This window comes from Streptomyces sp. NPDC001220 (genome assembly GCF_053597895.1).
In genome coordinates this window covers 272,797-298,426 of sequence record NZ_JBSFJE010000010.1, presented here as the reverse complement: position 1 = coordinate 298,426, position 25,630 = coordinate 272,797, and the positions used below count along the sequence as shown (strand labels likewise).

The following is a 25,630-nucleotide window of genomic DNA, read 5'->3' as shown; positions in this document are numbered from 1 at the left end:
GGCTCGGCGCGACAGCCGACGCCCGCGCCGAGCCCGTGCTCGGCATGTTCGGGCTCGCCGCGCCGACCGGCTTCTTCCTGGCCAGGCATGCCACCGGCCCGTCGCCGCCCGCGAATCCGGCCTGGGCATGGCCGCCCAGGCAGCCGGCCTAGGCGGATCGGTGTGCTCGTAGTTCGCCTTTCAGTACTTTGCCGCTCGCGTTCCGCGGCAGTTCCGCCACGAACTCCACCACCCGCGGCACCTTGTAGTTCGCCATCTCCCGCCGGGCCCAGGCGATCAGGTCGTCGCCGGTCAGCACCGAGCCCCGGCGGCGTACCACGAACGCCCTGCCGACCTCGCCCAGCCGCCCGTCCGGTACGCCGATCACCGCCACGTCCGCCACATCCGGGTGCAGGCCGAGCAGTTGCTCTATCTCCGCCGGGTAGGCGTTGAAGCCGCCGACGATGAACATGTCCTTCAGCCGGTCGGTGATCCGCAGGTTCCCGGCCGGGTCCAGGACGCCGACGTCGCCCGTGCGCAGCCAGCCGTCCGCCGTCAGCGTCTCGGCGGTCGCGGCCGGGTCCTCGTAGTAGCCGCGCATCACGTTGAACCCGCGGACCAGAACCTCGCCCGGTGCGCCCGGCGCCGCGTCCACCCGTATCTCCGTGCCGGGGATCGCCCGCCCCGACGTCGACGCGATCACCGCAGGGGCGTCTCCGCGGCGGCACATCGTCACGATGCCGCTCGCCTCCGAGAGGCCGTACGCGGTGAGGACCGTCCCGACGCCCAGTTCGCCGCGCAGGCGCTCGACGAGGAGCAGGGGCACGACCGCCGCTCCCGTCACCACCAGCCGCAGCGCCGAGAGGTCATGGGTGTCGCGCGCCGGGTGGTCGAGGAGCGACTGGTGGAGGGTCGGGGGGCCGGGCAGTACGGAGACCCGTTCCGCCGCGATGTTCGCCAGCACCGTCTCCACGTCGAACACCGGCTGCGGGATCATCGTCGCGCCCCGCATCAGGCAGGCGATCACCCCGGCCTTGTAGCCGAACGTGTGGAAGAAGGGGTTCACGATCAGGTACCGGTCGTCCGCGCGCAGGCCCGCCAGGTCGGCCCACACCTCGTACGCCCGCAGGGTCTGCGCGTGCGTGATCATCGCGCCCTTGGGGCGGCCCGTCGTACCCGAGGTGAAGACGATGTCGGAGAGCGAGTCGCCGGCCAACCCGGCCGAGCGGGCGGCGACTTCACCGGCCGCCACCCCCTCCCCGGCCGCCAGGAAGTCCTTCCAGGTGCGGAAGTCCGCCGGCGCGTCGTCGGACAGCACCACCACGTCCCGCAGCAGCGGCAGCCCCGGCAGCGGGCCCGGGGAGTCGCCCTCCCTGGCCGCCCGTCTGAGCGAGGCCACGTACGACGTGCCCAGGAACGTCCCCGTCACGAAGAGCAGACGCGCTCCGCTCCGCCGCAGCACGTCCGCCGCCTCGGCGCCCTTGAAGCGGGTGTTCAGCGGGACCAGCACCCCGCCCGCCGACACCGCGCCCAGCGCCGCGACGATCCAGTCCAGGGAGTTGGGCGCCCAGACGGCCACCCGGTCGCCGGTCTCGACGCCGGCGGCCAGACACGCGGCCGCCGCCCGCTCCACCCGGTCGCCCAGCTCGGCGTAGGTGATCCGGGTACGGCCGTCCACCACCGCCTCGGTGTCCGCGTACCGCCGGGCCGCCGACCGCACCAGTCCCGGCACGGTCCCCCACTCCATGTCACCGCGCACAACGGCCTCCCCAGGCGAGAGCACAGAACGCATAGCTGACGGTACGTCAGATTAGCTGTAGCCTGACGGACTGTCAGCAGCCCTTCAGCAGCGCGCGGAGGTGTGCACATGGCCGGGATCCAGGACGCCACCGCCATCGTCGGGATCGGACAGACCCGCTTCGCCAGACGGCTCGACGAGGACGAGCGGACCCTCGCCTGCCGTGCCGTCCTCGCCGCCCTCGACGACGCCGGGATCGCCCCCGGCGAGGTCGACGCCCTCGCCTCCTTCACCATGGAGGAGACCGACGAGGTGGAGCTGGCCAAGGCGGTCGGGTTCGGGGACCTGACCTTCTTCAGCAAGGTGGGGTACGGGGGCGGCGGCTCCTGCGCGACCGTCGCCCACCTCGCCGCGGCCATCGCCTCCGGGCAGGCCTCGGTCGGCGTCGCCTGGCGGTCGCGGAAACGCGGCTCGGGGCCCCGGCCCTGGACCAACACCACCGTCCAGCTGCCCACCCCGGCCCAGTGGACCCGGCCCTTCGGGCTGCTCCGGCCGGCCGACGAGATAGCCATGCTCACCCGCCGCTACCTGCACGAGTACGGCGCCACCCGCGACCACCTCTTCAACGTCGCCCTCGCCTGCCGCAACCGCGCCAACCAGAACCCGGCCGCCGTCATGTACGACCGCCCCCTGACCCGCGAGATGTACATGACCTCCCGGTGGATCAGCGAGCCCCTCTGCCTCTTCGACAACTGCCTGGAGACCGACGGGGCGTTGGCGTGCGTGGTGGTCAGCAGGGAGCGCGCCCGCGACTGCGCCCGGCGGCCCGTGTACGTGCACTCCGCCGCCCAGGGCCTGCCCGCCCAGCACCACGGCATGGTCAACTACTGGAACGACGACCCGCTCACCGGGCCCGCCTGGACCGCCGCCCGGCACCTGTGGAAGCACGCCGACTTCACCCCGGAGGACGTCGACGTCGCCCAGATCTACGACGCCTTCAGCGCGCTGATCCCGCTCTCCCTGGAGGGGTACGGCTTCTGCGGGCGGGGGGAGGGCGGGGCGTTCACCGAGGGCGGCGCGCTGGAGATCGGCGGGCGGCTGCCCGTCAACACCGGCGGAGGCGGCCTCAGCGAGGCCTACGTCCACGGCTTCAACCTCATCACCGAAGGCGTCAAACAGCTGCGCGGCACCAGTACCGCCCAGGTCCCCGGCGCCGCCACCTGCCTGGTCACCGCGGGCGAGGGCGTGCCGACCTCCGCCCTCCTCCTCACCAACCGGAGCTGAGATGCTGCGACCGGCCATCGACACCGACGGCGCCCCCTTCTGGGAGTACGCGGCGCTCGGCGAACTCCGCGTCCAGGCCTGCGCCGACTGCCAGGAGCCCCGCTTCCCGCCCCGCCCGTGCTGCCCGCACTGCCAGTCCTTCGCGAGCGAGTGGCGGCCGACGAGCGGCCGGGGACGGATCTGGTCGTACGTCGTCCCGCACCCGCCGCTCCTCCCGGACTACGCGGCCCAGGCCCCGTACAACGTCGTGGTCGTGGAGCTGGCGGACGCGCCGCGCATCCGCCTGGTGGGAAACCTGGTCAGCGCGGCGGGGGCGCCGCTCGACTCCTTCCCCCCCGACCGGATCCGGATCGGCGCCCGGGTGCAGGCGGTGTTCGCGGACGGTCTTCCGCAGTGGGTCCTGGAGCGGCCGTGAGCCTGCGCCTGGACACGGACAAGGACACCGGGGTCGCCGTCGTCACCCTGGACCGTCCCGGGAGACTCAACGCCATCGACCTGGAGACCGCCGCCGAACTCGCCGACACCTGGCGGGCGTTGCGCTTCGACGACGCCGTACGGGCCGTCGTCCTCACCGGGGCCGGCGGGCGCGCCTTCAGCACCGGGCTCGACCGGGACGCGGTCGTGCCGCAGCCCTCCTCGCCGTACATGCAGGACGATCCGCTGATCGCCGTCGGCCCGAAGTCGAACGACCTGTGGAAGCCGGTGATCGCCGCTGTGGCCGGGATGGCCTGCGGGGGCGCCTTCTATCTCCTCGGGGAGTCGGACTTCGTCGTCGCCGACGAGACGGCCGCCTTCTTCGACCCGCACACCTCCTACGGCATGGTCAGCGCCTACGAGTCGGTGCTGATGGCGCAGCGCATGCCGTACGGGGAGGTGGCCCGGCTGGTCCTCATGGGCAACGCCGAGCGCGTCTCCGCCCGGCGGGCGTACGAGGTGGGGCTGGTGTCCGAAGTGACCGCGCCGGGCGAGGCGTTGGCGGCGGCCGTGCGGTGCGCGACCGTGATCGCCGGGTATCCGGCCGAGGGGGTGCAGGGGAGCGTGCGGGCACTGTGGGCGGCGAAGGAGGCGGCGCGGGAGCGGGGGTACGGGCAGGCGCCGTACCTGATCGCGCTGGGGAACCTGCCGTCCGACCGGCAGGCCGAACTGTTCGGGAACCGGGCCCGGGCCACGCCCCGCGTGCGCTGAGTCACCGCGTGGCGGCGGTGGGCCGTCGGGCGTAGCGTTCGCTGTGGGAGCCGACTCCCACCCCGTGCGACGGCCGCCGTGCACACCCTTCCGTGCGACGGCCGTCCCGGGAACCCCCGCCGCCGGGCACCTGCGGGTACGCCGTGGCTGGTCGCGCCCCTTCAGGGGCGCGGGGAAGTGCGCGAACGGCCCCCACGGCGCCGTGGTGGCCCCGCGCCGCACACCCCCACGGCGCTCACGCGGTCCGTGCCGTACCGGTGCCCTTCTCGGCGTCCAAGGCGTACACGCACCGGTCCTTGCTGCACGCGTACACCACCCCGTCCCGCACCACCGGCGACCCGGTGATCTCCCCGCCGGTCGCCAGCTTCCACCGCAGCCGGCCGTCGTCAGCCTTCAGGGTGTAGAGGAGATGGTCGGTGGAGCCGAAGTGGATCCGGCCCTCCGCCACCGCCGGCGCCCCCACCACGTCGCCGCCCGCCTGGAAGCGCCACTTGGGCGTCCCGGTGACCGCGTCCAGGGTGTACAGCCCCTTGCCGCTGCCGACGTGCACGTGCCCGGCGGCCACCAGCACCGGCTCGATCGACGCGCGGGCCTCCGTCGCGATGCGCCAGCGGTCGCGGCCGTCGGCGGCGTCGAGGGCGTACACGGTCCCGAGGTAGTCGGCGAGGTAGACGCCGCCGCCGGTGACCGCGGGGCCGGGTACGAAGGCGGGCGGGGAGAGGAAGACCGCCGGCGCCTCGAAGTGCCAGCGGACGCGCCCCGTCGTCGCGTCGAGGGCGATGACGCGGCTGCCCGCCGAGGCGTACACGAAGCCGTCGGGGGCGTGGGTGAGGCGGACCGGGACGCCGCCGCAGGAGGCCGCGTCACCGATGGGGTAGGACCAGCGCTCGTCGCCGGTCCGGGCGTCCAGCGCGCGCAGGCGGGCGTCCTGCCAGACGAAGACCGTGCCCTCGTGCAGGGAGGGCCCGGACTCGGGGGCCTCGAAGTCGGTCTGGGCGCCGGACAGTTCCCAGAGCTTCTGCCCGTTGGAGGCCTCCCAGGCCTGGACGCCGCCGCCCCGGGTGCCGGTGACGAGGGTGCCGCGGTCGGCCTTGAGGGCGTACACCCAGGCGTCGGTGGACAGCCGCCACAGGTCGCCGCCCTCGCGGGCCTCGAGCGCGAACAGGGTGGGGCCGTCGGAGGCGTGGATCCGGCCGTCCGCCACCGCCATGGACCAGGCGACGTCCCTCGTCTTGAAGCGGCGCCGGCCGGTGGCGACGTCGAGGGCGTGCACCTCGAAGGAGGTGACGTAGACGAGGTCGCCGTCGACGGCCGGGGTGCCCCAGACGTCGTTGGACATCCGGAACCGCCAGGGCCGCCAGCCGGACGCCGTCTCCGGGGGCTGGACGGGCACCGGCGGTACGGCGGGGTCGAGGCCGTTGACGCCGGGGCGCGGCCGGGACCAGTTGGCCACCAGGCCGGCCTCGGGCGGGGGTGCCTTGACGGCGGCGGCGCGGGCGTCGGCGACCCGTGGGCCGGGGCCGATCGGCACCTGGGCGCCGGCCAGCCGGACCGGGCCGGCATCGGGGGCGCCGACCGGGACCGGAGCCGGGACGACGGGGTCGTAGGAGGGCGGCGGGGGAACGGCGAGCCGGCCGCCGCTGCGGGCGCCGGACGGGTTGGCGGAGGGTTTCACGGCCGGGCGGCCGCCGCGCCGGGACTCGATCAGCGCGACCGCCTTCTCGGGCAGCCACGCGGACGCCGTACCGCTGTCGTCGGAGCCGGAGCCGAAGAGATGGGGGGCCAGCTGGGCCTGGAGGTCGGCCGGGTTGGGGCGGCCGACGGCCTCCATCTGCATGCAGGACTCGATGAGGGGGCGGAGTTCCTCCGGGAGGCCTTCGAGGTCCGGGCCCTCGCGCAGCAGCATGAAGACGGTCTCGACCGGGTTGGCGCCGTGGAAGGGCGGGTGGCCGGTGGCGGCGAAGACGAGCATGGAGCCGAGGGAGAAGACGTCACTGGCGCCGGTGACGCTGCGGGAGTCCTTGGCCTGCTCGGGGGACATGTAGGCGGGGGTGCCGACGGCGACGTTCGTCATCGTCAAACGGGTGTTCGAGACACCGGACGCGATGCCGAAGTCGATGACCCGGGGGCCGTCCTCCACGACGAGGACGTTCGACGGTTTCAGGTCCCGGTGCACGAGCCCGGCGCCGTGGATGGACTGGAGCGCCTCCGCGACGCCCGCCGCGAGCCAGCGGACCGCCTGGGCCGGGAGCGGCCCGCAGTCGTTCACTATCTCTTCGAGGGAGGGCGCGGGAACGTACGCGGTCGCCAGCCACGGCACCGCCGCGCGCGGGTCGGCGTCGACCACGGCCGCCGTGTAGAAGCCGGAGACCGCGCGGGCCGCCTCCACCTCGCGGGTGAAGCGGACCCGGAACAGCTGGTCCTCGGCGAGCTCGGTCCGGACCGTCTTGATCGCCACACGCCGGCCGGACGCCGAGCGCGCGAGATAGACCAGCCCCATGCCGCCGGCCCCCAGCCGTCCCAGCACCTCGAACGGCCCGATCCGCCGCGGATCGTGCTGCGTCAGCTGATCCACCACTTGCCTGCCACCTCCCCGTACGGGCCACGTCCACCCACATATGTACGCGACCCCGTGCAGCGTCTCACCACCGCACCGCCATGGCGGCACGCACCCCGATTCTTCCTGGCCCGGGCACAGGTTGCGAACCCGGCGACCAATCGGGGTGTCACGTGACAAAGTGAGACATTTATCCGCCGAGAGCCGTCTGTATCCGTCTACATCCGGCCTCAGCGTTGCAGCAGCGCGAAGGACGCCCCCTGATTGTCGGTCACGATGGTCACTTTTCCGTACGACGTCTCGAAGGGCGGCGCCTGGACCCGGCCGCCCAGCTGTCGCACGGCCCCGACCGCGGCCTCCACGTCCCCGGTGCGGAAGTGGACGACGAACTGCGGCGGCATCCCGGCGTAGAAGACGTCGGAGAGGGGGGCGCGGCCGAAGTCCGGTTCGGCGCCGGCGCCGAACAGGGCGTCGGCGAAGAGGTGACCGTAGAAGACGTTGGCCGCGTCGGTGTCGCTGGTGTAGAGCTGCGCCCAGGCGAAGGTGCCGGGGGCGTGCCGGACGCCGAAACCGGGGTGGCTCGCGGCCTGCCAGAGGCCGAAGACGGCGCCCTGGGGGTCGGCGACCAGAGCGGCGGTGCCGAGGTCACGGACGGGGACCGGGTCGTTCACGATCTGGCCGCCGGCGGCCAGGATCCGCCGGGCGAGGTTCCGGACGTCCGGGGTGGCGAAGTACACCGTCCAGACGGTGGGCATCCGGCCGTCCCGCTTCCGCGCCAGCCTGGCGACGGCCGCGCCGTCCAGCCGGGCCCACACGGCCCCGGGTCCGGCGTCCTCGAAGGTCCACCCGAAGAGCCCGCCGTAGAACCGCTTGCCCGCCTCGACGTCGGGAAGCTGCACGTCCACCCAGCACGGAACGCCCTCTGTGTATCCGGATGCCCTGTTTTCGGCCATGTCGTCAAAGTAACCGCCCGGCCCGCACCCCGCAGACCAGCCGCACCACCTGGGACGGCGCCCCCCACTCACCCCCCATACACCCGTGCACCCCATTTGCAGTCGGCCGAATCGCGCTCCGATCACCCCTCGGTAAGCTGACGGCATGACAGGACAAGTGCGTACCGTCGACGGCCGCGTGGCCGGTCGGCGTGGGCAGGCGACCCGGCAGAAGCTGCTCGACTGCCTAAGCGAGATGCTCAGCTCCTCCCCTTACCGGGACGTCAAGGTCATCGATGTCGCCCGGAAGGCGGGTACTTCGCCCGCGACCTTCTACCAGTACTTCCCGGACGTCGAAGGCGCCGTCCTGGAGATCGCCGAGCAAATGGCGACCGAGGGCGGCCAGTTGACCGAGCTGCTGGCGGGGCGCTCCTGGGTCGGCAAGGCCGGCTGGGCGACCGCGCAGGAACTCGTGGACGGTTTCCTGGAGTTCTGGCGCAAGAACGACGCGATCCTGCGCGTGGTCGACCTCGGCGCGGCCGAAGGGGACAAACGGTTCTACAAGATCCGTATGAAGATCCTGAACTCGGTGAACAACTCCCTGACCGACTCCATCGCGGAGTTGCAGTCCAAGGGCAAGGTCGACAAGGACGTGAACCCGGCGGCCGTCGCCGGTTCGCTGGTCGCGATGCTCGCGGCGGTCGCCTCGCACCAGAAGGGCTTCCAGTCCTGGGGTGTGAAGCAGGCCGAACTCAAGCCGAATCTCGCGCTGTTGGTGCATCTGGGCGTGACCGGGAAGAAGCCCACGAAGTAGTCCGCGCCCTGGTTCCTGTCTGGCAGGCGGTGGTTCACCGGAGGTGGGCCACCGCCTGTCGCGCTATGCCGGGAGGGGCCGGTCCCGGACCACGTGCTTCATCACCAGGGTCGAGGTGAGACGCTGCACGCCCGGGAGGGTCGCGAGCCGCTCGTCGTAGAGCCGCTGGAAGGCGGCGAGGTCGGCGGTGGCCACCCGCAGCAGGTAGTCGGGCTCGCCGAACAGCCGCTGCGCGTCCAGTACATGGGGGATCTCCGCCAGCGCCCGCTCGAAGTCGGCGACCGTGTCCCGGTCCTCCTGCCGCATGGACACGAAGACCAGCGCCTCGAAGGTCAGCCCCACGGCGGCCGGGTCCACCACCGCCCGGTACCCGCTGATCGCCCCGGCCCGCTCCAGCTCGCGCAGCCGCCGGTGGCACGGCGAGACACTCAGCCGCACCCGCCCGGCCAGCTCGGTCACGGTCAGCCGCCCGTCCTGCTGGAGCTCGGCAAGGATTTTCCGGTCCACGTCGTCCATGGGGAAGATTCTCCCCCGGAACAGCTGGTCCCGAGCAAATTTCGACAACACTTTCGGGCTGTTCGCGCCTAATGTCCCTGCCATGGACACCGGACCCCTGATTTCCTTCCTCGCCGTGGACCTGCTGCTGGTGTGCGTGCCGGGCGCCGACTGGGCGTTCGTGATCGCCGCCGGGGTGCGCGGCCGCTCGGTGCCGCGCGCGGTGGCGGGCCTGGTCGCCGGGTACGCGCTGCACACGGCGCTCGCGGTCGCGGGGCTCGCGGTACTGGTGGCGAGTTCGCCGACACTGCTCACCGCGCTGACGGTGGCCGGAGCCGGGTATCTGGTGTGGCTGGGGTGGAGCGTGCTGCGGCGCCCGGCGGTACCGGTGGAGAAGGAGGAGGCGACGGCCGGGCCGGGCTTCTGGCGGGGCGCGGCGATCAGCGGCCTCAACCCCAAGGGCCTGCTGCTCTACCTCTCGGTGCTCCCCCAGTTCCTGGTGACGAGGGGCGACCACGCCCCGGTGGCCGTCCAGACGGCCGTACTCGGCGCCCTCCACATGGCGGCCTGCGCAGCCGTCTACCTCGCCGTCGGCACCCTGGCCCACCGCCTGCTGTCGGCCCGGCCGCGGGCGGCCCGGGCGGTCACCCGCACCTCGGGAGCGGCGATGCTGGGCATCGGCGCCCTGCTGCTGGCCCAGCACGCACTGTGAGAGCCGCCTCCTGGCGAATCCCCACGGCACCCACCACGACACCTCAGCCCCCGGCCGGCCCCCTGCGGCACCGCCGCAAGACCCAGCCCCTGCCGACCCCCGCGGCACCCGCCGCGAGCCCCGGACCCCGGCCCGCCCCCTACGGCACCCGCCGCGAGAGCCACGCCCCGGCCGGCCCCCCTACGGGACCCGCTGGGACGCGGTGAGCCGGAAGACCCGTAGCTCCCTGGCCACCCGTTCCTGGTAGGTCGCGTACGGCGGCCAGAACTCGAGGAGTTGCCGCCAGGCGGCCGTCCGTTCCGCCCCGGTCAGCAGCCGGGCCGTGACCGGTATGTCGCGGCCCTTCCAGCTGATCTCGGCGTCGGGGTGCTCGAGGAGGTTGTAGGTCCAGGCGGGGTGGTCGGTCCGGCCGTAGTTGGAGCCGACGAGCAGCCAGCCGTCCTCCTGGGGCATGCACGCGAGCGGCGTACGCCGGGGCAGCCCGCTGCGCGCGCCGGTGGACGTCAGGATCGCCCCCGGCAGCATCTGCGCGCTGAGCAGCACCCGTCCCCCGCTGAGCCGGTGCACGGTCCGGTCCAGGGCCGGGACCACATGCGGGGCGACCTTCAGGAACCCCCGGCTGGCCGCCACCTTCCGCACCAGGCGTTCGCCGATCACACCGCCACCTCCCGTCCCCCGAACAGCCCCGCCGCGTCGGCGGCCTGCGCGCGCAGCCGGTGCACGGGCCCGAAGAGCAGCTCGTCCCCGGCGGCCCGCTTGAAGGACAGGTGCGCCTCGTGCTCCCAGGTGAACCCGATCCCGCCGTGCAGCTGGATCCCCTCCGCGGCGGCCATCCGCAGCGCCTCCAGCGCCTGGGCGAGGGCCAGTTGGCCCGCCCGCTCCCCGTGGGCCGTCGCCCAGGCCGCGTAGTAGGCCGCCGACCGGGCCGCCCGCACCGCCACGTGCACATCGGCCAGGCGGTGCTTGACGGCCTGGAACGACCCGATCGGCCGCCCGAACTGCTCCCGCTGCTTGACGTACTCCACGGTCCGCTCCAGCGCCCGGTCCGCGGCTCCCACCGCCTCGCCCGCGAGCACGGCGGCGGCGAAGTCACCGAGGGCGGCGAGGGCAGGCCGGACGTCGGTGTCCTCGTCGCCCAGCGGTTCCGCGGCCACATGGCGCAGTTGGACCCTGGCCTGGGGGCGGGTCGGGTCGAGGGTGGTGCGCCGGGTCCGTACGACGCCGTCGGCGTCCCCCGCCACCAGGAAGAGCAGGACGCGCGAGCGGGCGTACCCGCCGGCGTGCGCCGGGACCAGCAGCAGTCCGGCGCTGTGCCCGTCCAGCACCTGGTCGGCCTCCCCGTACAGCTGCCACCGGTCCCCCCGGTGCCGTGCCTGGACGCCGCCGGCCCGGCCGCCGCCGGCCCAGTCGCCGCCGCCGGGACCGGTGAGCGCGAGGGCGGTGCCGAGATGGGCGCCGGGGACGGCGAGGGCGGCGGTGAGCCGGCCGTCGGCGATCCCCGGCAGCAGCTCGGCGCGTTGGGCGTCGGTGCCGAGTTCCAGCAGCAGCGGGGCGGCGAGGACGGCGGTGGCGAGGAACGGGGAGGGAGCGAGGACGCGCCCCAACTCCTCCGCCGCGAGGGCGACTTCGGTGACGGAGCAGCCGGTGCCGCCGTACGCCTCGGGCAGGGCGAGTCCGGGCAGGCCGAGTTGTTCGCCGAGGGCGGTCCACAGGGCGGGGTCGTGCCCCTCCGGCCGGTCGACGGCGGTCCGTACGTCCTCCGTCCCGCATCGCTTGTGGAGCAGTTCACGCAGGGCGCGCCGGATCTCGTCCTGCTCGTCGGTGAAGCGGGCGTCCATGACCGGACCTCCTGACGATCTGACGGCCCGTCATGCTAGGGGCGTTGGACGCAGATGCACAGGGGCGGAGTCGAGCTGACCTGATGTACCGTCAGATTCATGACCGGACTCCGCAAGGTCGCCGTGGTCGGCGTGGCCCTGTCCGACTGCGGTCGCGTGGACGACGCCACCGCCTACACCCTGCACGCCCAGGCGGCCCGTCGCGCGCTCGCCGACGCGGGCCTGGGCCGGGAGGTGGTCGACGGCTTCGCCTCCGCGGGCCTGGGCACCCTGGCCCCGGTGGAGGTGGCCGAATACCTGGGCCTGCGCCCCACCTGGGCCGACTCCACCTCGGTCGGCGGCTCCACCTGGGAGGTCATGGCGGCGCACGCGGCGGACGCGATCGCGGCCGGCCACGCCAACGCGGTCCTGCTGGTCTACGGCTCGACGGCCCGCGCCGACATCAAGGCGGGCCGCAGGACCGGCAACCTCTCCTTCGGCGCCGGGGGCCCGCTCCAGTTCGAGGTCCCCTACGGCCACACGCTCATCGCCAAGTACGCGATGGCGGCCCGCCGGCACATGATCGAACACGGCACGACGATCGAGCAGCTGGCCGAGGTGGCGGTTCAGGCACGGGCGAACGCGGCGCTGAACCCGGAGGCCATGTTCCGCACCCCGGTCACGGTCGACGAGGTCCTGTCCGGCCCGATGATCGCGGACCCCTTCACCAAGCTGCACTGCTGCATCCGCTCCGACGGCGGCGCGGCGGTGCTGCTGGCGGCCGAGGAGTACGTACCGGACTGCCGTACCGCCCCGGTCTGGGTCCTGGGCACGGGTGAGTGCCTCTCCCACGCCACCATGTCGGAGTGGGCGGACTTCACGGTGTCCCCGGCTGCGGTCAGCGGCGAACTGGCCTTCCGGCGGGCGGGCGTCCGGCCCTCGGAGATGGACTTCGCGGAGATCTACGACGCCTTCACCTACATGACGCTGGTGACCCTGGAGGACCTGGGCTTCTGTGCGAAGGGCGAGGGCGGGGCGTTCGTGGAGAAAGGGCGGCTGCGGGTCGAGGGCGGCGAGCTTCCGGTGAACACGGACGGGGGCGGACTGTCGGCCCAACACCCCGGGATGCGGGGGCTGTTCCTGCTGGTGGAGGCGGTACGGCAGCTGCGCGGCGAGGCCGGTGACCGGCAGGTGCGCCGCGCGGCCGGGGGGCTGCCGGAGCTGGCGGTGGCGTCCGGGACGGGCGGCTGGTTCTGCTCCTCGGGGACGGTGGTGCTGGGGCGGGGGTGACAGCGGGGGTCAAGGGCTGGGGTGACAGCGGGGGGGCCAGGGGCTGGGGTGACAGCGGGGGGGCAGGGGCCCGGGTGACACCGGAGGTCCAGGAGCCGGGGTGACCCGGAGGTCCAGGAGCCGGGGTGACCCGGAGGGCGAGGGAGGACGGTGGCGGCCTTTCGGGTCGCGGCAACTCTTCGGGTCGCGGCAACTCTTCGAACCGCGGCAACTCTTCGAACCGCGGCAATCACCGACATCTACGGCGAACAGCTCACCGTGCCCGCGCTCCCGGCACGCCCGGAGACGGTCCAGCGGACCGGGGTCCAGTTCGCCCGGCACTGAGGAGTGTCTCAGCGGCGCACCGGCACGATGCGGTGGCCGCGACGGGAACCGGGGGTGTCCACGAGGGCGACGCCGACGTGGTTGCGGGCGATCGCCCAGGCGGCGGGCGTGATGATCAGGGTCACGACGGCCGCGGCCACGCTGACCGGGAGGAGCAGCGGCGGCGACTGCCCGGCCGGGAGGGTCCGGCCGCCCGCGTGGACGGCGTAGGCCAGCGACGCGGCGAACAGGGCCAGGGTCACCAGGCAGACCGCACCCCAGGTCAGGCGGACGCGCCGGGTACGGGCGTGGTCGCGGACCTCGGCGATGAGTGCGGCCGAGCAGACCGGGCACTCCAGCTCGACGCGGTCCCGGCCCACGGCCGGCCGGACCAGCCGGAAGTCACGCGCGGCCCAGGTGACGGTCCGCGCCCTGGGCCGTCCGGCGTCGCCGAGTACGTGGCGTACGGCCACTCGCACGGTCCTGGGTCCCCTCATGCCGGACAGTGTGGGGCCGGGGCACAGGTGTTCGCAGGGATTTGCTCGGTTGTGCCCGGGAGTCCGGCATCCGGGCACCTCCGGGCACGCCGGGCCGCCGTACGAGGTCCTGCTGGTGCGGCTGTCCGGGGTCCCCGAGTGATACTCGGCACATGGCAGCAACGGATCTCCACACGCTCCTGAAGTCGCTCCGGGTCTGGTCCCCCGAGACCACGGAGCTACGGCCGTTCGACCCGGCGTCGGCACCCGACGCCCCGCTCCCCCTCTTCGCGACGTGGTTCGCGGAGGCGGTGGCGGCCGGGCAGCCGGAGCCGCACACCGTGTCGCTGGCGACGGCGGACGAGGAGGGCCGGGCGGACGTACGGATCGTGATGCTGCACGGCGCGGACCCGGACGGCTGGTCCTTCGCGTCGCACCTGACGAGCCGCAAGGGCCATCAGCTGAGCGCCCGCCCCTACGCGGCGCTGGCCTTCTACTGGCCGGTGCTGGGCCGCCAGGTCCGGCTCCGCGGGCCGGTCACCACGGCCCCCTCGGAGGAGGGCCAGGCGGACCTGCACGCCCGCTCCACGGGCGCCCTGGCGGCAGCGCTCACCGGCAGGCAGAGCGGGATCCTGTCCTCGCTGGAGGAGCTGCGCGAGGAGTCGGAGGCGGCCTGGGAACGGGCCCGCGCCGACCCGGCCGCCCCCTCCCCCACCTGGACCCTGTACCGGCTGCGTCCGGAGGAGGCCGAGTTCTTCCAGGGCGACCCGGACCGGCGGCACGTCCGGCTCCGGTACGTCGCGGAGGAGGACGGCACCTGGCGCAAGCAACTGCTGTGGCCGTGAGCGCCGGACCGCACGGCGTACGCCAACCGTAGGCGCCCCCTACGCCCGCTCCCCGAAGTCGTACACCGCCCAGTCGGCCACCTGCCGGTAGCCGATGCGCTGGTAGAGCGCGTTGCTCGTCGGGTTCGCCAGGTCCGTGAAGAGGAGGACCTCGCCGACGCCCTGGGCCAGGGCCACCCGGCTGACCTCCGCCGTCACCGCACCGGCGTAGCCGCGGCCGCGCAGCTCGCGCGGGGTGTAGACGGGCGCGACCCGGGCCTGGCCGCCGACCGTCGGAGTCACGCCGGCCATGGACACCGGGGTGCCGTCGGGGGTCTCCCAGAGCGTGACACCGCCGTAGGAGAGCCGGAAGTCGGCCCAGTCCCCGGCGTCCCGGCCGCCCGGCAGGCCCGCGTCGGCGACGAAGCCGCCGTACCAGCGGATCAGCAGCTCCCGGTCCGACGGCCCGGCCACCCTCGCCCGCCCCTCCGGAACGGGCGCAGGGACCGTCAACTCGTCCAGCCGGTAGAGCCGTTCGAGGTCCTGAAGCTTCCCGGGTGTCCCGGTCCGCCGTTCCCAGGCCGCCACGAACGCCTCCGCCGTGGCGCGTTCGGCGGCGAATCCGGAGACCGGGTGACCGAGGCCGAGGAGCCGGGAGGCCAGTGCCTCCGTCTCCCCGGCCGTGAGGCGAGTGGTGCGCAGGGCGTACGGCGGGGTGTGCAGCAGGGCCGCGCCCACGCTGCCGTCGCCCCGGGTCAGGTAGCCGAGGAACGGGGGCTGGTCGCCGTACGCCGACGGGCTCCTGTGCCGCAGCTGCTGGGTCACCGTCAGATGGACGGTGTGCAGGTCCGGCCGGGAGTCGAGGAAGTTCTGGGCGTGGCCGAGGAATTCGTCCACGTCGGAGGTGAAACGCCAGTCGGACGCGTCGGTCGCCTCGGACGTGTCGGACGTGTCGGACGCCTCGATCGCCTCGGACGTGTCGGTTGCTTCGATTGCTTCGGACGTGTCGGTGGCTTCGGTTGCTTCGATTGCTTCGGACGCTTCGGATGCTGGTGTCTCGGAGGCCATGGTCGATGGTCGCGGTCGGCCACCGCCCCCCGCACCTGAATTAGTCCAGCGACGGCGCAGGGTCCGAGGCGAGGCGGGCGTGCAGGTGGGCGTCCCGGAACGCGTTGGGGCGGCCCGCCTCGAACATCGCGCCCCGCAGGGTCCCCTCGTAGGGGAAGCCGCACGTCCGCGCTATCCGGCAGGACGCCTCGTGGCTGAGGGCGTGCCCCAGTTCCAGGCGGTACAGGCCCAGTTCGGTGAAGGTCCAGCGGGCGGCCAGGGCCAGGGCGTGGGTGGCTACCCGGCGGCCCCGTGCCTCGGGGAGCACCCAGTAGCCGACCCGGGCGGAACGGGACACCCGGTCGATCATGTTGATGCCGATGTGCCCGAGGGTCGTACCGCTCTGCGCGTCCGCGATCCGGAACGGCGCGCAGCCGCCGGCGGCCGCCTGCTCCTGCTGCCTCAGCAGGGCGGCACGGGCCCCGGCGAGGTCGATGTCCGGCTGGAGGGGGGTGTTCCAGCGCAGGAAGTCCAGGTCGGTACGGCCGCGCAGCCAGGCCTCGGTGTGGGCCGGCGAGTCCGGGTTCCAGTGGTCGAGGCGCAGGTCGTGACCGTGCGGGGGGACGTCGGGGCGGCGGGCGGCGGGCTGTTCGTCGATCTGGGCCATGGGGTCATTGAAGCCTCTGTGCCGGGTGATGGCCCAGCCCGTCCCGGCGCGCCCCTGCTTTGACCGGCTCCTTCAGCGGCTCGCTCACCGACTCTTCGACCGGCTCTTTCACCGGCTCGTTCACCGGCTCCCTTTTCAGCGTGGCGCTGCGCGGAACACCGGCACGCCCGCCCGGAAGGCGACCGCCAGCTCCAGTCCGGCGCGCGGCTCGGGCGTGTCCACCAGCTCGGTCATCATGCGCGGGCCTTCCGCCAGGTCGACCACGGCGGCGACGTAGGGGACGCGGTCGCCGAAGGGCGGCAGGTCGTTGCGGTGCACGACGGACCAGGTGTAGAGGACCGCGCGGCCGGTCGCGGGCTCCCAGGTGACGTCCTCGCTCCAGCAGTGCGGGCAGAACTCCCGGGGGTAGTGGTGGGCCCTGCCGCAGGAGCGGCAGCGGCGGAGCAGGAGCCTGCCCTCTGCCGCCGCCTCCCAGTAGGGGAGGGTGAAGGCGTCCGGCTCGGGAAGGTCGTACCGCCGGGCGGCCGGGCGGTCCCGGTCGGCGTTCGTCGTGGTCGGCGGCGCACTCGGCGCACTTGTCGCACTCGTCGCATCCATGAATCTGACGTTATGTCAGATGACTGCGGGAGCCCAGAGGGCGCTGGGCAAAACCTGTGTGATTCCCATGGGCCTGTGGGTCCGCCATGAATCCCGACATATTGTTGACGATTTTGTCGCCATCGAATTACGTTCGCATACGCAAGGCCAAGGAGCCCGCACACGAGAGGCAGCAAGGTGAAGCACAGGGCAGTGAAGCGCAGGACCGTGGTCATGGGCATCGGCGCCACGGCCGGTGTCGCAGCAGTCGGCGGCATCGCCCTCAGCGCACAGGCGTCGAGCGACTCCTCGTCGGGCTCCTCGGACTCCCTGAAGTTCGACCCGGACGCGTACACGAAGCTGACGACGACCGTCACGGACACGGACGGCGACGACCACTCGGTGACCTACCACTTCTGGAAGGCGATCACCTACGTCGCCAAGCCGGTGGACGAGACCTACCAGTCGCTCGTCGTCAGCGCCCCGGTCGAGATCGACGGCGAGACGGTCGACCCGACGAACGCCCCGATCCTGTTCGCCAACTCCGTCGGCGGGTACATGCCCTCCTCCGTGGCGGACGCCACCGGTGTCGGCGCCGGCGGCATGAGCGCCGGTGGCGGCGCCCCGAGCGGTGCCCCCACCGGCGGTGCCGCACCCAGCGCGTCGGCCTCCACCACCTCCAACGCGAACGGCAACACCAACGCCACCGGCGGCGCCACCGCCTCCAACCAGCTGCTGGCGCTGCTCGCCGGTTACGTCGTGGTGGAGCCCGGCGCCCGCGGCCGTACCCTCAAGAACTCCGGCGGCGAGTACTACGGGACGGCTCCCGCCGTGATCGTCGACCTCAAGGCGGCCGTCCGGTACCTGAAGGCCAACCGCGGCCTCGTCCCCGGCGACGTCGACCGGATCGTGTCGGCCGGCACCAGCGCCGGCGGCGCCCTGTCCTCGCTGCTCGGCGCGTCCGGCGACAGCCCGGTCTACGACAAGTACCTCGAGGAGATCGGTGCGGCCGACGCCTCGGACGCGATCTTCGCGACCGGCGCCTGGTGCCCGATCACCGACCTGGAGCACGCCGACGGCGCCTACGAGTGGAACTGGGGCTCCAACGCCGCCCAGTCCACCGGCAAGGTCGTCGACCAGACCGTGTCCAAGGAGCTGCGGGGCCGGTTCGCCGAGTACCAGGCGGCCCTGAAGCTGCGCGGTCTGGACGGCTTCGGCCCGCTGACCGCCCGCAACTACGACACGTACCTGCTCAAGCAGTACCTGGAGCCGTCCGCCACCACCTACCTGGCCGCCTTGTCGGACTCGGACCGCGAGACCTACCTGGCCGCCAACACCTTCATCACCTGGTCCGGCGGGAGGGCCACCTTCGACTGGGACGGCTATCTCACGCACGTCGGCGCCCGCAAGAAGACCACCCCCGCCTTCGACGCCTTCGACCTGTCGGCCGGCGAAAACAATGAGTTCGGAGCGGGTACGACCGAAAGCCGTCACTTCACCGCCTTCGGCGCGAAGAATGACGCCACCGGTCTCAGCACCAAGCGGGTCGCGAGCGACATCCCCGAGAAGCTGAACCTGATGAACCCGATGTTCCACCTGGTGGAAAAGGTCAACGAGAGGCGCTCGAAGCACTGGTGGATCCGTCTCGGCACCAATGACACCGACACCTCGCACGTCATCTCCGCGAACCTGGCGGCCCGCCTGGACGATCTCGGCGACGACGTGAACCACCTCTACTACTGGGACCAAGGCCATGGCGCCAACACGGACCCGGGCGACTTCATCACCTGGATCGCCGAGGTGACGGGCTTCGGCAAGGGCAAGGGAAACAGCAAGGCCGAGAAGGGCAGGCAGGGCTGAGAAGGGCAGGCAGGGCTGAGAAAACACCGCGGAAGTAAGAACCTCTCACAATCGAGATAGGTCCCCCACGACCGCGATAGCCTCCCCGAACGCGGTGCCCTTTCCCGTCTGTCCAAGGGCGCCGTCCACCCGCGCCGTCGGGCTCCCGCGCACCGGAGCCCGGCGGCGCGGGCTTTTTCACGCCCCTTCTCTTTCGTTTCCGTTCAGATGAAGTGGGCTACGTCACAAGTCCCACCCACTTCTCCTACGGGTGTGATCAATCCGCAACCAATTCCGGTCTTGACCGAGACCCATCAACCTGACGCGTGATTACGCTCCCGCTCATGGCCGTGTTTCCCCCCAATGTCTCGCCCGTCTACGTCATCGGCGCCGGCCCCGGAGGTCTCGCCGCCGCGTACGCGCTGCGAGCCCGGGGCATCCGCGCCGTCGTCCTGGAGAAGTCCGACGACGTCGGCGCGTCCTGGCGCCGGCACTACGACCGGCTCCGGCTGCACACCACCCGCCGCCTCTCCGCGCTGCCCGGGCTGCCCATGCCGCGCCGCTTCGGCCGCTGGGTCTCCCGCGACGACGTGGTGCGCTATCTGGAGAAGTACGCCGAGCACCACGAACTGGAGATCGTCACCGGGGTCGAGGTCTCCCGGGTGGAGCGCTCGCCCGAGGGTGACGGCTGGCTGCTGCACGCCTCCGGCGGCCGGGAGCTGACCGGCTCCGCGGTGGTGGTCGCCACCGGCTTCAACCACACCCCGCACCTCCCCCGCTGGCCCGGCCTGGACACCTACGGCGGCCGGTTCCTGCACGCCGGCGAGTACCGGAACGCCGAGCCCTTCGCCGGCCAGGACGTACTGGTCGTCGGCGTCGGCAACACCGGCGCCGAGATCGCCGTCGACCTGGTGGAGGGCGGCGCCTCCCGGGTACGGCTCGCCGTCCGCACGGTCCCGCACATCGTGCGCCGCTCCACCGCCGGCTGGGCCGCCCAGTACAACTCGATCCTGGTACGACGCCTCCCGGTGTCCCTCGTCGACCGACTGGCCCGCACGATGGCCAAGGTCAGCGTGCCCGACCTGGCCGCCCAGGGCCTGCCCCGCCCCGACACCGGCCTCTACAGCCGGGTCGGCCAGGGCGCCATCCCGGTCCTGGACGTCGGTCTCGTCGACGCGGTACGGGAGGGCAAGGTCGAGATCGTGGCCGCCGTGGACGGTTTCGAGGACGGCAAGGTCACCCTCGCCGACGGCACCCTCGTCTCCCCCGACACGGTGATCGCCGCGACCGGATACGTGCGCGCCCTGGAGAGCCTGGTCGGCCACCTCGACGTCCTCGACGACCGCGGCCACCCGGTCACCCACGGCCCCCGCACCCCGAAGAACGCCTCCGGCCTCTACTTCACCGGCTACACCAACCCCATCAGCGGCATGTTCCGGGAGATGGCGATCGACGCGGAGAAGATCGCGAAGGCGGTCGCCAAGCGACAGCGGACGGCGTAGGCCGCCGCCCCGGACAGGCCTCACACCGACCGGCGCGGGACAAGGCCGGATCTCCCGCCTCCCGTGCGCCACGGCGCTGGGACAATGAGGGTTTCCCGCGCGGCGGTGCGGTGCGGTGTGGCCGGGCGAGCGGATGCCACCGGGGTGGCGGCCGCCCCCGGCCGGCGGTGACGGGAGAGGCGAGGGGCGCTTTCGGCCTCAACTTTGCGTGCAGACCCGTTCCTGACGCAGCGTCAGTTCAGTAATCTGACACAGCGTCAGTTAATTGTGCTGTCACACAGGAGCGGGCGGAACGATGCTTGGATCAACCCACGGCACCCTCACCACCGACTCCCGCCGGGCCCGGGTCATCGCCTGCGGTGAGCAGCGTCCCGGGCCCGCAGTCCACGGCCGGACGGCCGACGCGGACGAGCAGGACGTCAGCGGACGGCCGCTGTACGCGGACGTACCGGATCTGGACAGGTTCTTCCGGCCCGAGTCCGTCGCCGTGATCGGCGCCTCGGACGCCGAGGGACGGCCCAACACCGGTATCACCCGGCAGATCCTCGACTGGGCCGAGCGGGTCGGGGCCCGGGTGCACCCGGTGCATCCGACCCGGCCGTCGGTCTTCGGCATCGCCTGCGCTCCTTCCGTCGCCGGCCTGCCCGAGCAGGTCGACCTCGCCGTACTCCTGGTCGCCGACCCCCTTCCGGTGATCGAGGAACTGGCCGAGGCCAAGGTGAAGTTCGCCGTCGCCTTCGCCTCCGGGTTCGCCGAGACCGGCGAGGAGGGAGCGGCGGCCCAGGTCCGGCTCGCGGCCGCCGTGCGCCGCTCCGGGCTGCGGCTGCTCGGCCCGAACACCAACCTGAACGCCTTCGAGCGGTTCCGGGACGACCTGGACGGACCGGCGATCGCGCTGATCACCCAGTCGGGGCACCAGGGCCGGCCCGTCTTCGCCGCCCAGGAACTCGGCATCCGCCTCTCGCACTGGGCGCCCACCGGCAACGAGGCCGACCTGGAGACCGGCGACTTCATCTCCTACTTCGCCGAACGCCCCGAGGTCGGCGCCATCGCCTGCTATGTCGAGGGCCTCAAGGACGGCCGCGCCTTCCTGCTGGCCGCCGACCGCGCGGCCCGCCGCAAGGTGCCGGTGGTCGCCGTGAAGGTCGGCCGCACCGAGGCCGGTGCCCGCACCGCCGCCACCCACACCGGCAAGCTGACCGGCGCGGACGACGTGATCGACGCGGCACTGCGGCAGTACGGGGTGATCCGCGTCGACGGCCTCGACGAACTCCAGGACACCGCGGCCCTGCTGGCCCGGGCGCGGGCACCGCGCGCCGACGGGGTGGTCGTCTACTCGATCTCGGGCGGCACGGGCGCGCACGCCGCCGACCTGGCGTCCGGCGCGGGGCTGAAGCTGCCGGTGCTGTCCGAGGCACTCCAGGCCGAGCTGCACCAGTGGATACCGGAGTACCTGAGCGTGGCCAACCCGGTCGACAACGGCGGGCATCCGGTGGGCGACTGGCGCGGCCGGAAGATCATCGACGCGATCCTCGCCGACCCCGAGGTCGGAGTGCTGATCTGCCCGATCACCGGCCCCTTCCCGCCCCTCAGCGACCGGCTGGTGCGGGACCTGGTCGACGCGGCGGAGGCGACCGACAAGCTGGTGTGCGTGGTGTGGGGCTCGCCGGTCGGCACCGAACCCGCCTACCGGGAGGTCCTGTTGGGCTCCTCCCGGGTGGCCACCTTCCGCACGGTCGGCAACTGTCTCACCGCCGTCCGCGCCTACCTCGACCACCACCGCTTCGTCCGCGCCTACCACTCCCCCTTCGACGAGGCCCCGCGCACGCCCTCGCCCTCGTACCGCAAGGCGCTCGCGCTGATGCAGCCGGGGCAGCAGCTGAGCGAGCACGCGGCGAAGCAGCTGCTGCGCGCGTACGGCATACGGGTGCCGCGCGAGCAGCTGGTGACCAGCGCGGCCGCCGCCGTGCGCGCGGCGGGGCTGGTCGGCTACCCGGTGGTGATGAAGGCGTCCGGCGCGCAGATCGCCCACAAGACCGAGCTGGGCCTGGTGAAGGTCGGGCTGACCTCCGCCAGCCAGGTCCGGGACGCCTACCGGGAGCTGACCGACATCGCCCGCTACGAGGGCGTCGCCCTGGACGGTGTGCTGGTCTGCCAGATGGTCGAGCGGGGCGTGGAGATGGTGGTCGGGGTCACGCACGACGCCCTGTTCGGGCCGACGGTGACCGTCGGGCTGGGCGGGGTCCTGGTCGAGGTCCTGCACGACGCCGCCGTGCGGGTGCCGCCGTTCGGCGAGGAGCAGGCCCGGTCCATGCTCGCCGAACTCCGCGGGCGGGCCCTGCTGGACGGGGTCCGGGGGCGGCCGCCGGCCGACGTCGAAGCGCTCGTCGAGGTGATCCTGCGGGTACAGCGGATGGCCCTGGAGCTCGGCGACCAGCTCGCCGAGCTCGACATCAACCCCCTGATGGTGCTGCCCGAGGGCCAGGGCGCGGTGGCGCTGGACGCGCTGGCGGTGTGTCGCTGAGATGAACATGGCCAATTCCCCCCGTGAGCCCGCAAAGAATGACGAGCCGGAAATTTCCGTTGAGTCATTGGTACTGCACGCCACTGACAATCAGGTCGCGCAGATCACCCTCAACCGCCCCGAATCCCTCAACGCCATCACTCCTGACCAGCGGGAACGCATCATCCAACTGCTCTCCGAGGCCTCCGCGGACCCCTCGGTACGGGCCGTGGTCGTCACCGGGACCGGCCGGGGTTTCTGCGCGGGCGCCGATCTGCGCGGCGGCGCCGCGGCCGAACGTCTCCCCGGCGACGTGGCCCGCACCATCCGGCTCGGCGCCCAGCGTCTGGTCGCCGCCGTCCTCGACTGCGAGAAGCCGGTGATCGCGGCGGTCAACGGCACCGCCGCGGGTCTCGGCGCCCATCTCGCGCTCGCCTGCGACCTGGTCCTGGCCGCCGAATCCGCGCGTTTCATCGAGGTGTTCGTCCGCCGCGCCCTGGTCCCCGACGGCGGCGGCGCCTATCTCCTGCCCCGCCTGGTCGGCCCGCACCGCGCCAAGGAGCTGATGTTCTTCGGCGACGCCCTCTCCGCCCCGGAGGCCGAGCACCTCGGCCTGGTCAACCGGGTCGTACCGGACGCGGAGTTGGCCAAGACGGCGCGGGACTGGGCCGCCCGGCTCGCCACCGGTCCGACCCGCGCCCTCGCCCTGACCAAGCAGCTGGTCAACGCGTCCCTGGACGGCGACCGGGCAGCGGCCTTCGCGGCCGAGTCCGCCGCCCAGGAGATCAACATGACGACGCGGGACGCCCAGGAGGGGCTACGGGCCTTCGTGGAGCGCAGAAGCCCGCAGTTCCGGGGCCGGTGACACCGACCGACCGGCAGTCGCGGCCCGACCGACCGGCCGGCCCGGCCGCCCGGCAGCCACGGCCGTAAGGCGTCCGGCACCGGACTTCCCATCTGACGCAGCGTCAGCTTCAATGAAGGTGTGATGGGACACGCAGGGGCGGCCGCGGCCGCCGTCCGCTACCTCAGGTCGGCCCCCGCGCCGGGGCCCCTGGAGGCCTTGCCGCGCCCGGAGTTGCGGTGTGTGCGCGCCGACGAGCGGGCGCCGGTCGACCCGGCGGAGTTCCGGCGTGTGCTGGGGAACTTCGCGACCGGGGTGACCGTTGTCACCGCACCGGCAGCCGAGGGCGACCCCTCCCCGGCCGGTTTCGCCTGCCAGTCCTTCTCCTCCCTCTCCCTGGACCCGCCCCTGATCTGTTTCATGGTCGGCCGTACGTCGGCCACCTGGCCGCGCATCGCCCGTGCGGGCGTCTTCTGCGTCAACGTCCTCGGCGCGGGCCAGGGCGGGCTGTGCCGCGCCTTCGCGGTGAGCGGCGCCGACAAGTTCGCGGGGGTCGCCTACGACACGGCCCCGGTGTCGGGTGCGCCCCGCCTGACCGGCGCCGCCGCCTGGATCGACTGCGCGATCCACGCCGTCCACACGGGCGGCGACCACCTGATCGTGGTGGGGCGGGTGAACGCGCTGGGCGCGGCCGATCCCGCCGACGGACCGCTGCTGTTCCACCGGGGGCGGTTCACCGGGCTCGGAGCGGACGGCCAGGAGATGTCCGGCCGGTCAGGTGGCGGAGGCTGATGAGGGCGGCGGTCCCGCCCGCTTGCCGCAGAGTCACGAAGTGGGGCTGCAGAGACGGGTCACAGAGGTACCGGCTCCCGTCGGTCTCCCTCTAGACGGCCAGGGCGGGCACCACGGCCGCCGGCCGGCGCCGGATCACCAGGGCCATCAGGGCCGCCGCCGCGCACAGCGCTCCGGAGGCGTACCAGACCATGTCGTACGTGCCGAAGGCGTCGCGGGCGACACCGCCGAGGAAGGCGACGAGCGCCGCGCCGATCTGGTGGGAGGCGAGAACCCAGCCGAAGACGATGGCGCTGTCCTCGCCGTAGTGCTCCCGGCACAGGGCCAGGGTGGGCGGGACGGTGGCCACCCAGTCGAGCCCGTAGAAGACGATGAAGAAGATCATCGGAGGGTGGATGGCGGGGCCCAGCAGCATCGGCAGGAAGAGCAGGGAGAGGCCGCGCAGGGCGTAGTAGACGGCGAGCAGCCGACGGGGTTCGAAGCGGTCGGTGAACCAGCCGGAGGCGATCGTGCCGACGACGTCGAAGACACCGATGACCGCGAGCAGCGAGGCCGCCGTGGTGACCGGCAGGCCGTGGTCGTGGGCGGCGGGCACGAAGTGGGTCTGGACCAGGCCGTTGGTGGAGGCGCCGCAGATCGCGAAGGTGCCGGCGAGCAGCCAGAAGGGCCCGGTGCGGACGGCGGAGAGCAGCACCCCGACCGTCCGGCGCGCGGCTCCGGTGACCGGCGCCGGCTTCGGTACGAAGTCCACCGCGCCGTACGGCTTCAGGCCCACGTCGGCCGGGTGGTCGCGCAGCAGCAGCCAGACGAAGGGGACGACCGCGAGGGCGGCGAGAGCGACGGTGACGGCGGCCGGCCGCCAGTCGTAGTGCTCGACCATCCAGGACAGCAGCGGCAGGAAGATCAGCTGGCCCGAGGCGGATCCGGCGGTGAGGATGCCGCTGACCAGGCCGCGCCGGGTGGTGAACCAGCGGTTGGTGACCGTGGCGGCGAAGGCGAGGGCCATCGAGCCGGAGCCGAGGCCCACCAGCAGGCCCCAGCACAGCACCAGTTGCCAGGCCGCCGTCATCCACATGGTCAGGCCCGAGCCGACCGCGATCACGGTCAGGGCCACGGCCACCACCCGACGGATGCCGAAACGATCCATCAGAGCGGCCGCGAACGGCGCGGTGAGCCCGTACAGCGCGAGGTTGACGGAGACGGCCGCGCCGATCGTGCCGCGCGACCAGCCGAACTCCTGGTGCAGGGGGTCGATGAGCAGACCGGGCAGGGAGCGGAAGGCGGCCGCGCCGACGATCGTGACGAAGGTGACGGCGGCGACGAACCAGGCACGGTTGATGCGCGGTGAGCGGGTCGGCTCGGAGTCCTCGGCGAGGGCGGCTGCGGCTTCGCTTGTCTGGGTCACGCCATACAGCTTCGGCCAGCGGATTCACTCCATCGAGTGGCCCGGAGGA

General features: G+C 72.9%; 23 protein-coding genes. 12 read left to right on the top strand and 11 right to left on the bottom strand.

The window, feature by feature from the left end:
• Positions 1 to 148: 148 nt before the first annotated feature.
• Positions 149 to 1,726 (bottom strand): FadD3 family acyl-CoA ligase, encoded by a 1,578-nt coding sequence (locus tag ACWDGI_RS25055; protein WP_450762623.1) that lies wholly within the window; start codon positions 1,724 to 1,726, stop codon positions 149 to 151.
• A 120-nt stretch (positions 1,727 to 1,846) separates the two neighbouring features.
• Here ACWDGI_RS25055 and ACWDGI_RS25050 point away from each other — a divergent pair, with 120 nt between their 5' ends.
• From ACWDGI_RS25050 to ACWDGI_RS25040, 3 genes are read left to right on the top strand one after another with little or no spacing between them, the layout of a single operon-like run.
• Positions 1,847 to 3,001, top strand: a complete 1,155-nt coding sequence (locus ACWDGI_RS25050; protein ID WP_450762485.1) for a lipid-transfer protein — start codon at positions 1,847 to 1,849, stop codon at positions 2,999 to 3,001.
• Between the two features lies 1 nt (position 3,002).
• Complete coding sequence (locus tag ACWDGI_RS25045) at positions 3,003 to 3,416, top strand: Zn-ribbon domain-containing OB-fold protein (protein ID WP_450762483.1); 414 nt, start codon at positions 3,003 to 3,005, stop codon at positions 3,414 to 3,416.
• The gene (locus ACWDGI_RS25040; protein ID WP_450762481.1) at positions 3,413 to 4,186 is read left to right on the top strand and encodes an enoyl-CoA hydratase/isomerase family protein; all 774 of its coding nucleotides are present in this window, start codon (positions 3,413 to 3,415) and stop codon (positions 4,184 to 4,186) included. Before ACWDGI_RS25045 ends, ACWDGI_RS25040 begins: the two co-directional genes overlap by 4 nt.
• 235 nt (positions 4,187 to 4,421) lie before the next feature.
• Here ACWDGI_RS25040 and ACWDGI_RS25035 read toward each other — a convergent pair whose 3' ends face one another.
• Positions 4,422 to 6,764 carry an outer membrane protein assembly factor BamB family protein gene (locus ACWDGI_RS25035; RefSeq protein WP_450762479.1) on the bottom strand — a complete coding sequence of 781 codons (2,343 nt, stop codon included), beginning with the start codon at positions 6,762 to 6,764 and terminating at the stop codon, positions 4,422 to 4,424.
• A gap of 209 nt (positions 6,765 to 6,973) precedes the next feature.
• Positions 6,974 to 7,696, bottom strand: coding sequence for a VOC family protein (locus tag ACWDGI_RS25030; protein WP_450762477.1), 723 nt, complete (start codon positions 7,694 to 7,696; stop codon positions 6,974 to 6,976).
• A gap of 145 nt (positions 7,697 to 7,841) precedes the next feature.
• On the opposite strand from ACWDGI_RS25030, the gene ACWDGI_RS25025 reads away from it, so the two are divergent.
• Positions 7,842 to 8,489, top strand: coding sequence for a TetR family transcriptional regulator (locus ACWDGI_RS25025; RefSeq protein ID WP_360485429.1), 648 nt, complete (start codon positions 7,842 to 7,844; stop codon positions 8,487 to 8,489).
• A 63-nt stretch (positions 8,490 to 8,552) separates the two neighbouring features.
• Here the strand turns inward: ACWDGI_RS25025 and ACWDGI_RS25020 are convergent, their stop codons facing one another.
• Positions 8,553 to 9,005, bottom strand: coding sequence for an Lrp/AsnC family transcriptional regulator (locus ACWDGI_RS25020; protein ID WP_351957098.1), 453 nt, complete (start codon positions 9,003 to 9,005; stop codon positions 8,553 to 8,555).
• An 82-nt stretch (positions 9,006 to 9,087) separates the two neighbouring features.
• Between ACWDGI_RS25020 and ACWDGI_RS25015 the strand changes: the two genes are divergently transcribed.
• Positions 9,088 to 9,696, top strand: a complete 609-nt coding sequence (locus ACWDGI_RS25015; protein ID WP_450762475.1) for a LysE family translocator — start codon at positions 9,088 to 9,090, stop codon at positions 9,694 to 9,696.
• Between the two features lie 180 nt (positions 9,697 to 9,876).
• Here ACWDGI_RS25015 and ACWDGI_RS25010 read toward each other — a convergent pair whose 3' ends face one another.
• Together ACWDGI_RS25010 and ACWDGI_RS25005 are read right to left on the bottom strand one after the other, a co-directional pair.
• Positions 9,877 to 10,353, bottom strand: coding sequence for a nitroreductase family deazaflavin-dependent oxidoreductase (locus ACWDGI_RS25010; protein ID WP_450762473.1), 477 nt, complete (start codon positions 10,351 to 10,353; stop codon positions 9,877 to 9,879).
• Positions 10,350 to 11,534, bottom strand: a complete 1,185-nt coding sequence (locus ACWDGI_RS25005; RefSeq protein ID WP_450762471.1) for an acyl-CoA dehydrogenase family protein — start codon at positions 11,532 to 11,534, stop codon at positions 10,350 to 10,352. The genes ACWDGI_RS25010 and ACWDGI_RS25005 overlap by 4 nt, the downstream gene beginning before the upstream one ends.
• 99 nt (positions 11,535 to 11,633) lie before the next feature.
• Here ACWDGI_RS25005 and ACWDGI_RS25000 point away from each other — a divergent pair, with 99 nt between their 5' ends.
• Positions 11,634 to 12,803 (top strand): thiolase C-terminal domain-containing protein, encoded by a 1,170-nt coding sequence (locus tag ACWDGI_RS25000; protein WP_450762469.1) that lies wholly within the window; start codon positions 11,634 to 11,636, stop codon positions 12,801 to 12,803.
• A 332-nt stretch (positions 12,804 to 13,135) separates the two neighbouring features.
• On the opposite strand, the gene ACWDGI_RS24995 is transcribed toward ACWDGI_RS25000, so the two are convergent.
• Positions 13,136 to 13,603 carry a hypothetical protein gene (locus tag ACWDGI_RS24995; RefSeq protein ID WP_450762468.1) on the bottom strand — a complete coding sequence of 156 codons (468 nt, stop codon included), beginning with the start codon at positions 13,601 to 13,603 and terminating at the stop codon, positions 13,136 to 13,138.
• 152 nt (positions 13,604 to 13,755) lie between these two features.
• On the opposite strand from ACWDGI_RS24995, the gene ACWDGI_RS24990 reads away from it, so the two are divergent.
• On the top strand, positions 13,756 to 14,427 hold the full coding sequence (locus tag ACWDGI_RS24990; protein WP_450762466.1) for a pyridoxine/pyridoxamine 5'-phosphate oxidase: 672 nt from the start codon (positions 13,756 to 13,758) through the stop codon (positions 14,425 to 14,427).
• A 39-nt stretch (positions 14,428 to 14,466) separates the two neighbouring features.
• On the opposite strand, the gene ACWDGI_RS24985 is transcribed toward ACWDGI_RS24990, so the two are convergent.
• From ACWDGI_RS24985 to ACWDGI_RS24975, 3 genes are all read right to left on the bottom strand, one after another.
• A complete protein-coding gene (locus ACWDGI_RS24985; RefSeq protein ID WP_450762464.1) occupies positions 14,467 to 15,474 on the bottom strand; it encodes a GNAT family N-acetyltransferase in 1,008 nt (335 codons plus the stop codon).
• Positions 15,475 to 15,514: 40 nt separating this feature from the next.
• Positions 15,515 to 16,120, bottom strand: coding sequence for a GNAT family N-acetyltransferase (locus ACWDGI_RS24980; protein WP_450762462.1), 606 nt, complete (start codon positions 16,118 to 16,120; stop codon positions 15,515 to 15,517).
• Between the two features lie 135 nt (positions 16,121 to 16,255).
• A complete protein-coding gene (locus tag ACWDGI_RS24975; RefSeq protein WP_450762460.1) occupies positions 16,256 to 16,717 on the bottom strand; it encodes a Zn-ribbon domain-containing OB-fold protein in 462 nt (153 codons plus the stop codon).
• A 213-nt stretch (positions 16,718 to 16,930) separates the two neighbouring features.
• Between ACWDGI_RS24975 and ACWDGI_RS24970 the strand changes: the two genes are divergently transcribed.
• The 5 genes from ACWDGI_RS24970 to ACWDGI_RS24950 all read left to right on the top strand — a co-directional run bounded on the left by ACWDGI_RS24970 (position 16,931) and on the right by ACWDGI_RS24950 (position 24,176).
• On the top strand, positions 16,931 to 18,556 hold the full coding sequence (locus ACWDGI_RS24970; protein WP_450762621.1) for a subtype B tannase: 1,626 nt from the start codon (positions 16,931 to 16,933) through the stop codon (positions 18,554 to 18,556).
• 323 nt (positions 18,557 to 18,879) lie between these two features.
• Positions 18,880 to 20,037 (top strand): flavin-containing monooxygenase, encoded by a 1,158-nt coding sequence (locus ACWDGI_RS24965; RefSeq protein WP_450762458.1) that lies wholly within the window; start codon positions 18,880 to 18,882, stop codon positions 20,035 to 20,037.
• Positions 20,038 to 20,332: 295 nt separating this feature from the next.
• Positions 20,333 to 22,561, top strand: coding sequence for an acetate--CoA ligase family protein (locus ACWDGI_RS24960; protein ID WP_450762456.1), 2,229 nt, complete (start codon positions 20,333 to 20,335; stop codon positions 22,559 to 22,561).
• Between the two features lie 7 nt (positions 22,562 to 22,568).
• Positions 22,569 to 23,405: an enoyl-CoA hydratase/isomerase family protein gene (locus ACWDGI_RS24955; RefSeq protein ID WP_450762454.1), complete on the top strand. Its 837-nt coding sequence runs from the start codon at positions 22,569 to 22,571 to the stop codon at positions 23,403 to 23,405.
• Between the two features lie 123 nt (positions 23,406 to 23,528).
• A complete protein-coding gene (locus ACWDGI_RS24950) occupies positions 23,529 to 24,176 on the top strand; it encodes a flavin reductase family protein (protein WP_450762452.1) in 648 nt (215 codons plus the stop codon).
• Positions 24,177 to 24,267: 91 nt separating this feature from the next.
• On the opposite strand, the gene ACWDGI_RS24945 is transcribed toward ACWDGI_RS24950, so the two are convergent.
• Positions 24,268 to 25,581, bottom strand: a complete 1,314-nt coding sequence (locus ACWDGI_RS24945; protein ID WP_450762451.1) for an MFS transporter — start codon at positions 25,579 to 25,581, stop codon at positions 24,268 to 24,270.
• Between the last annotated feature and the right edge of the window lie 49 nt (positions 25,582 to 25,630).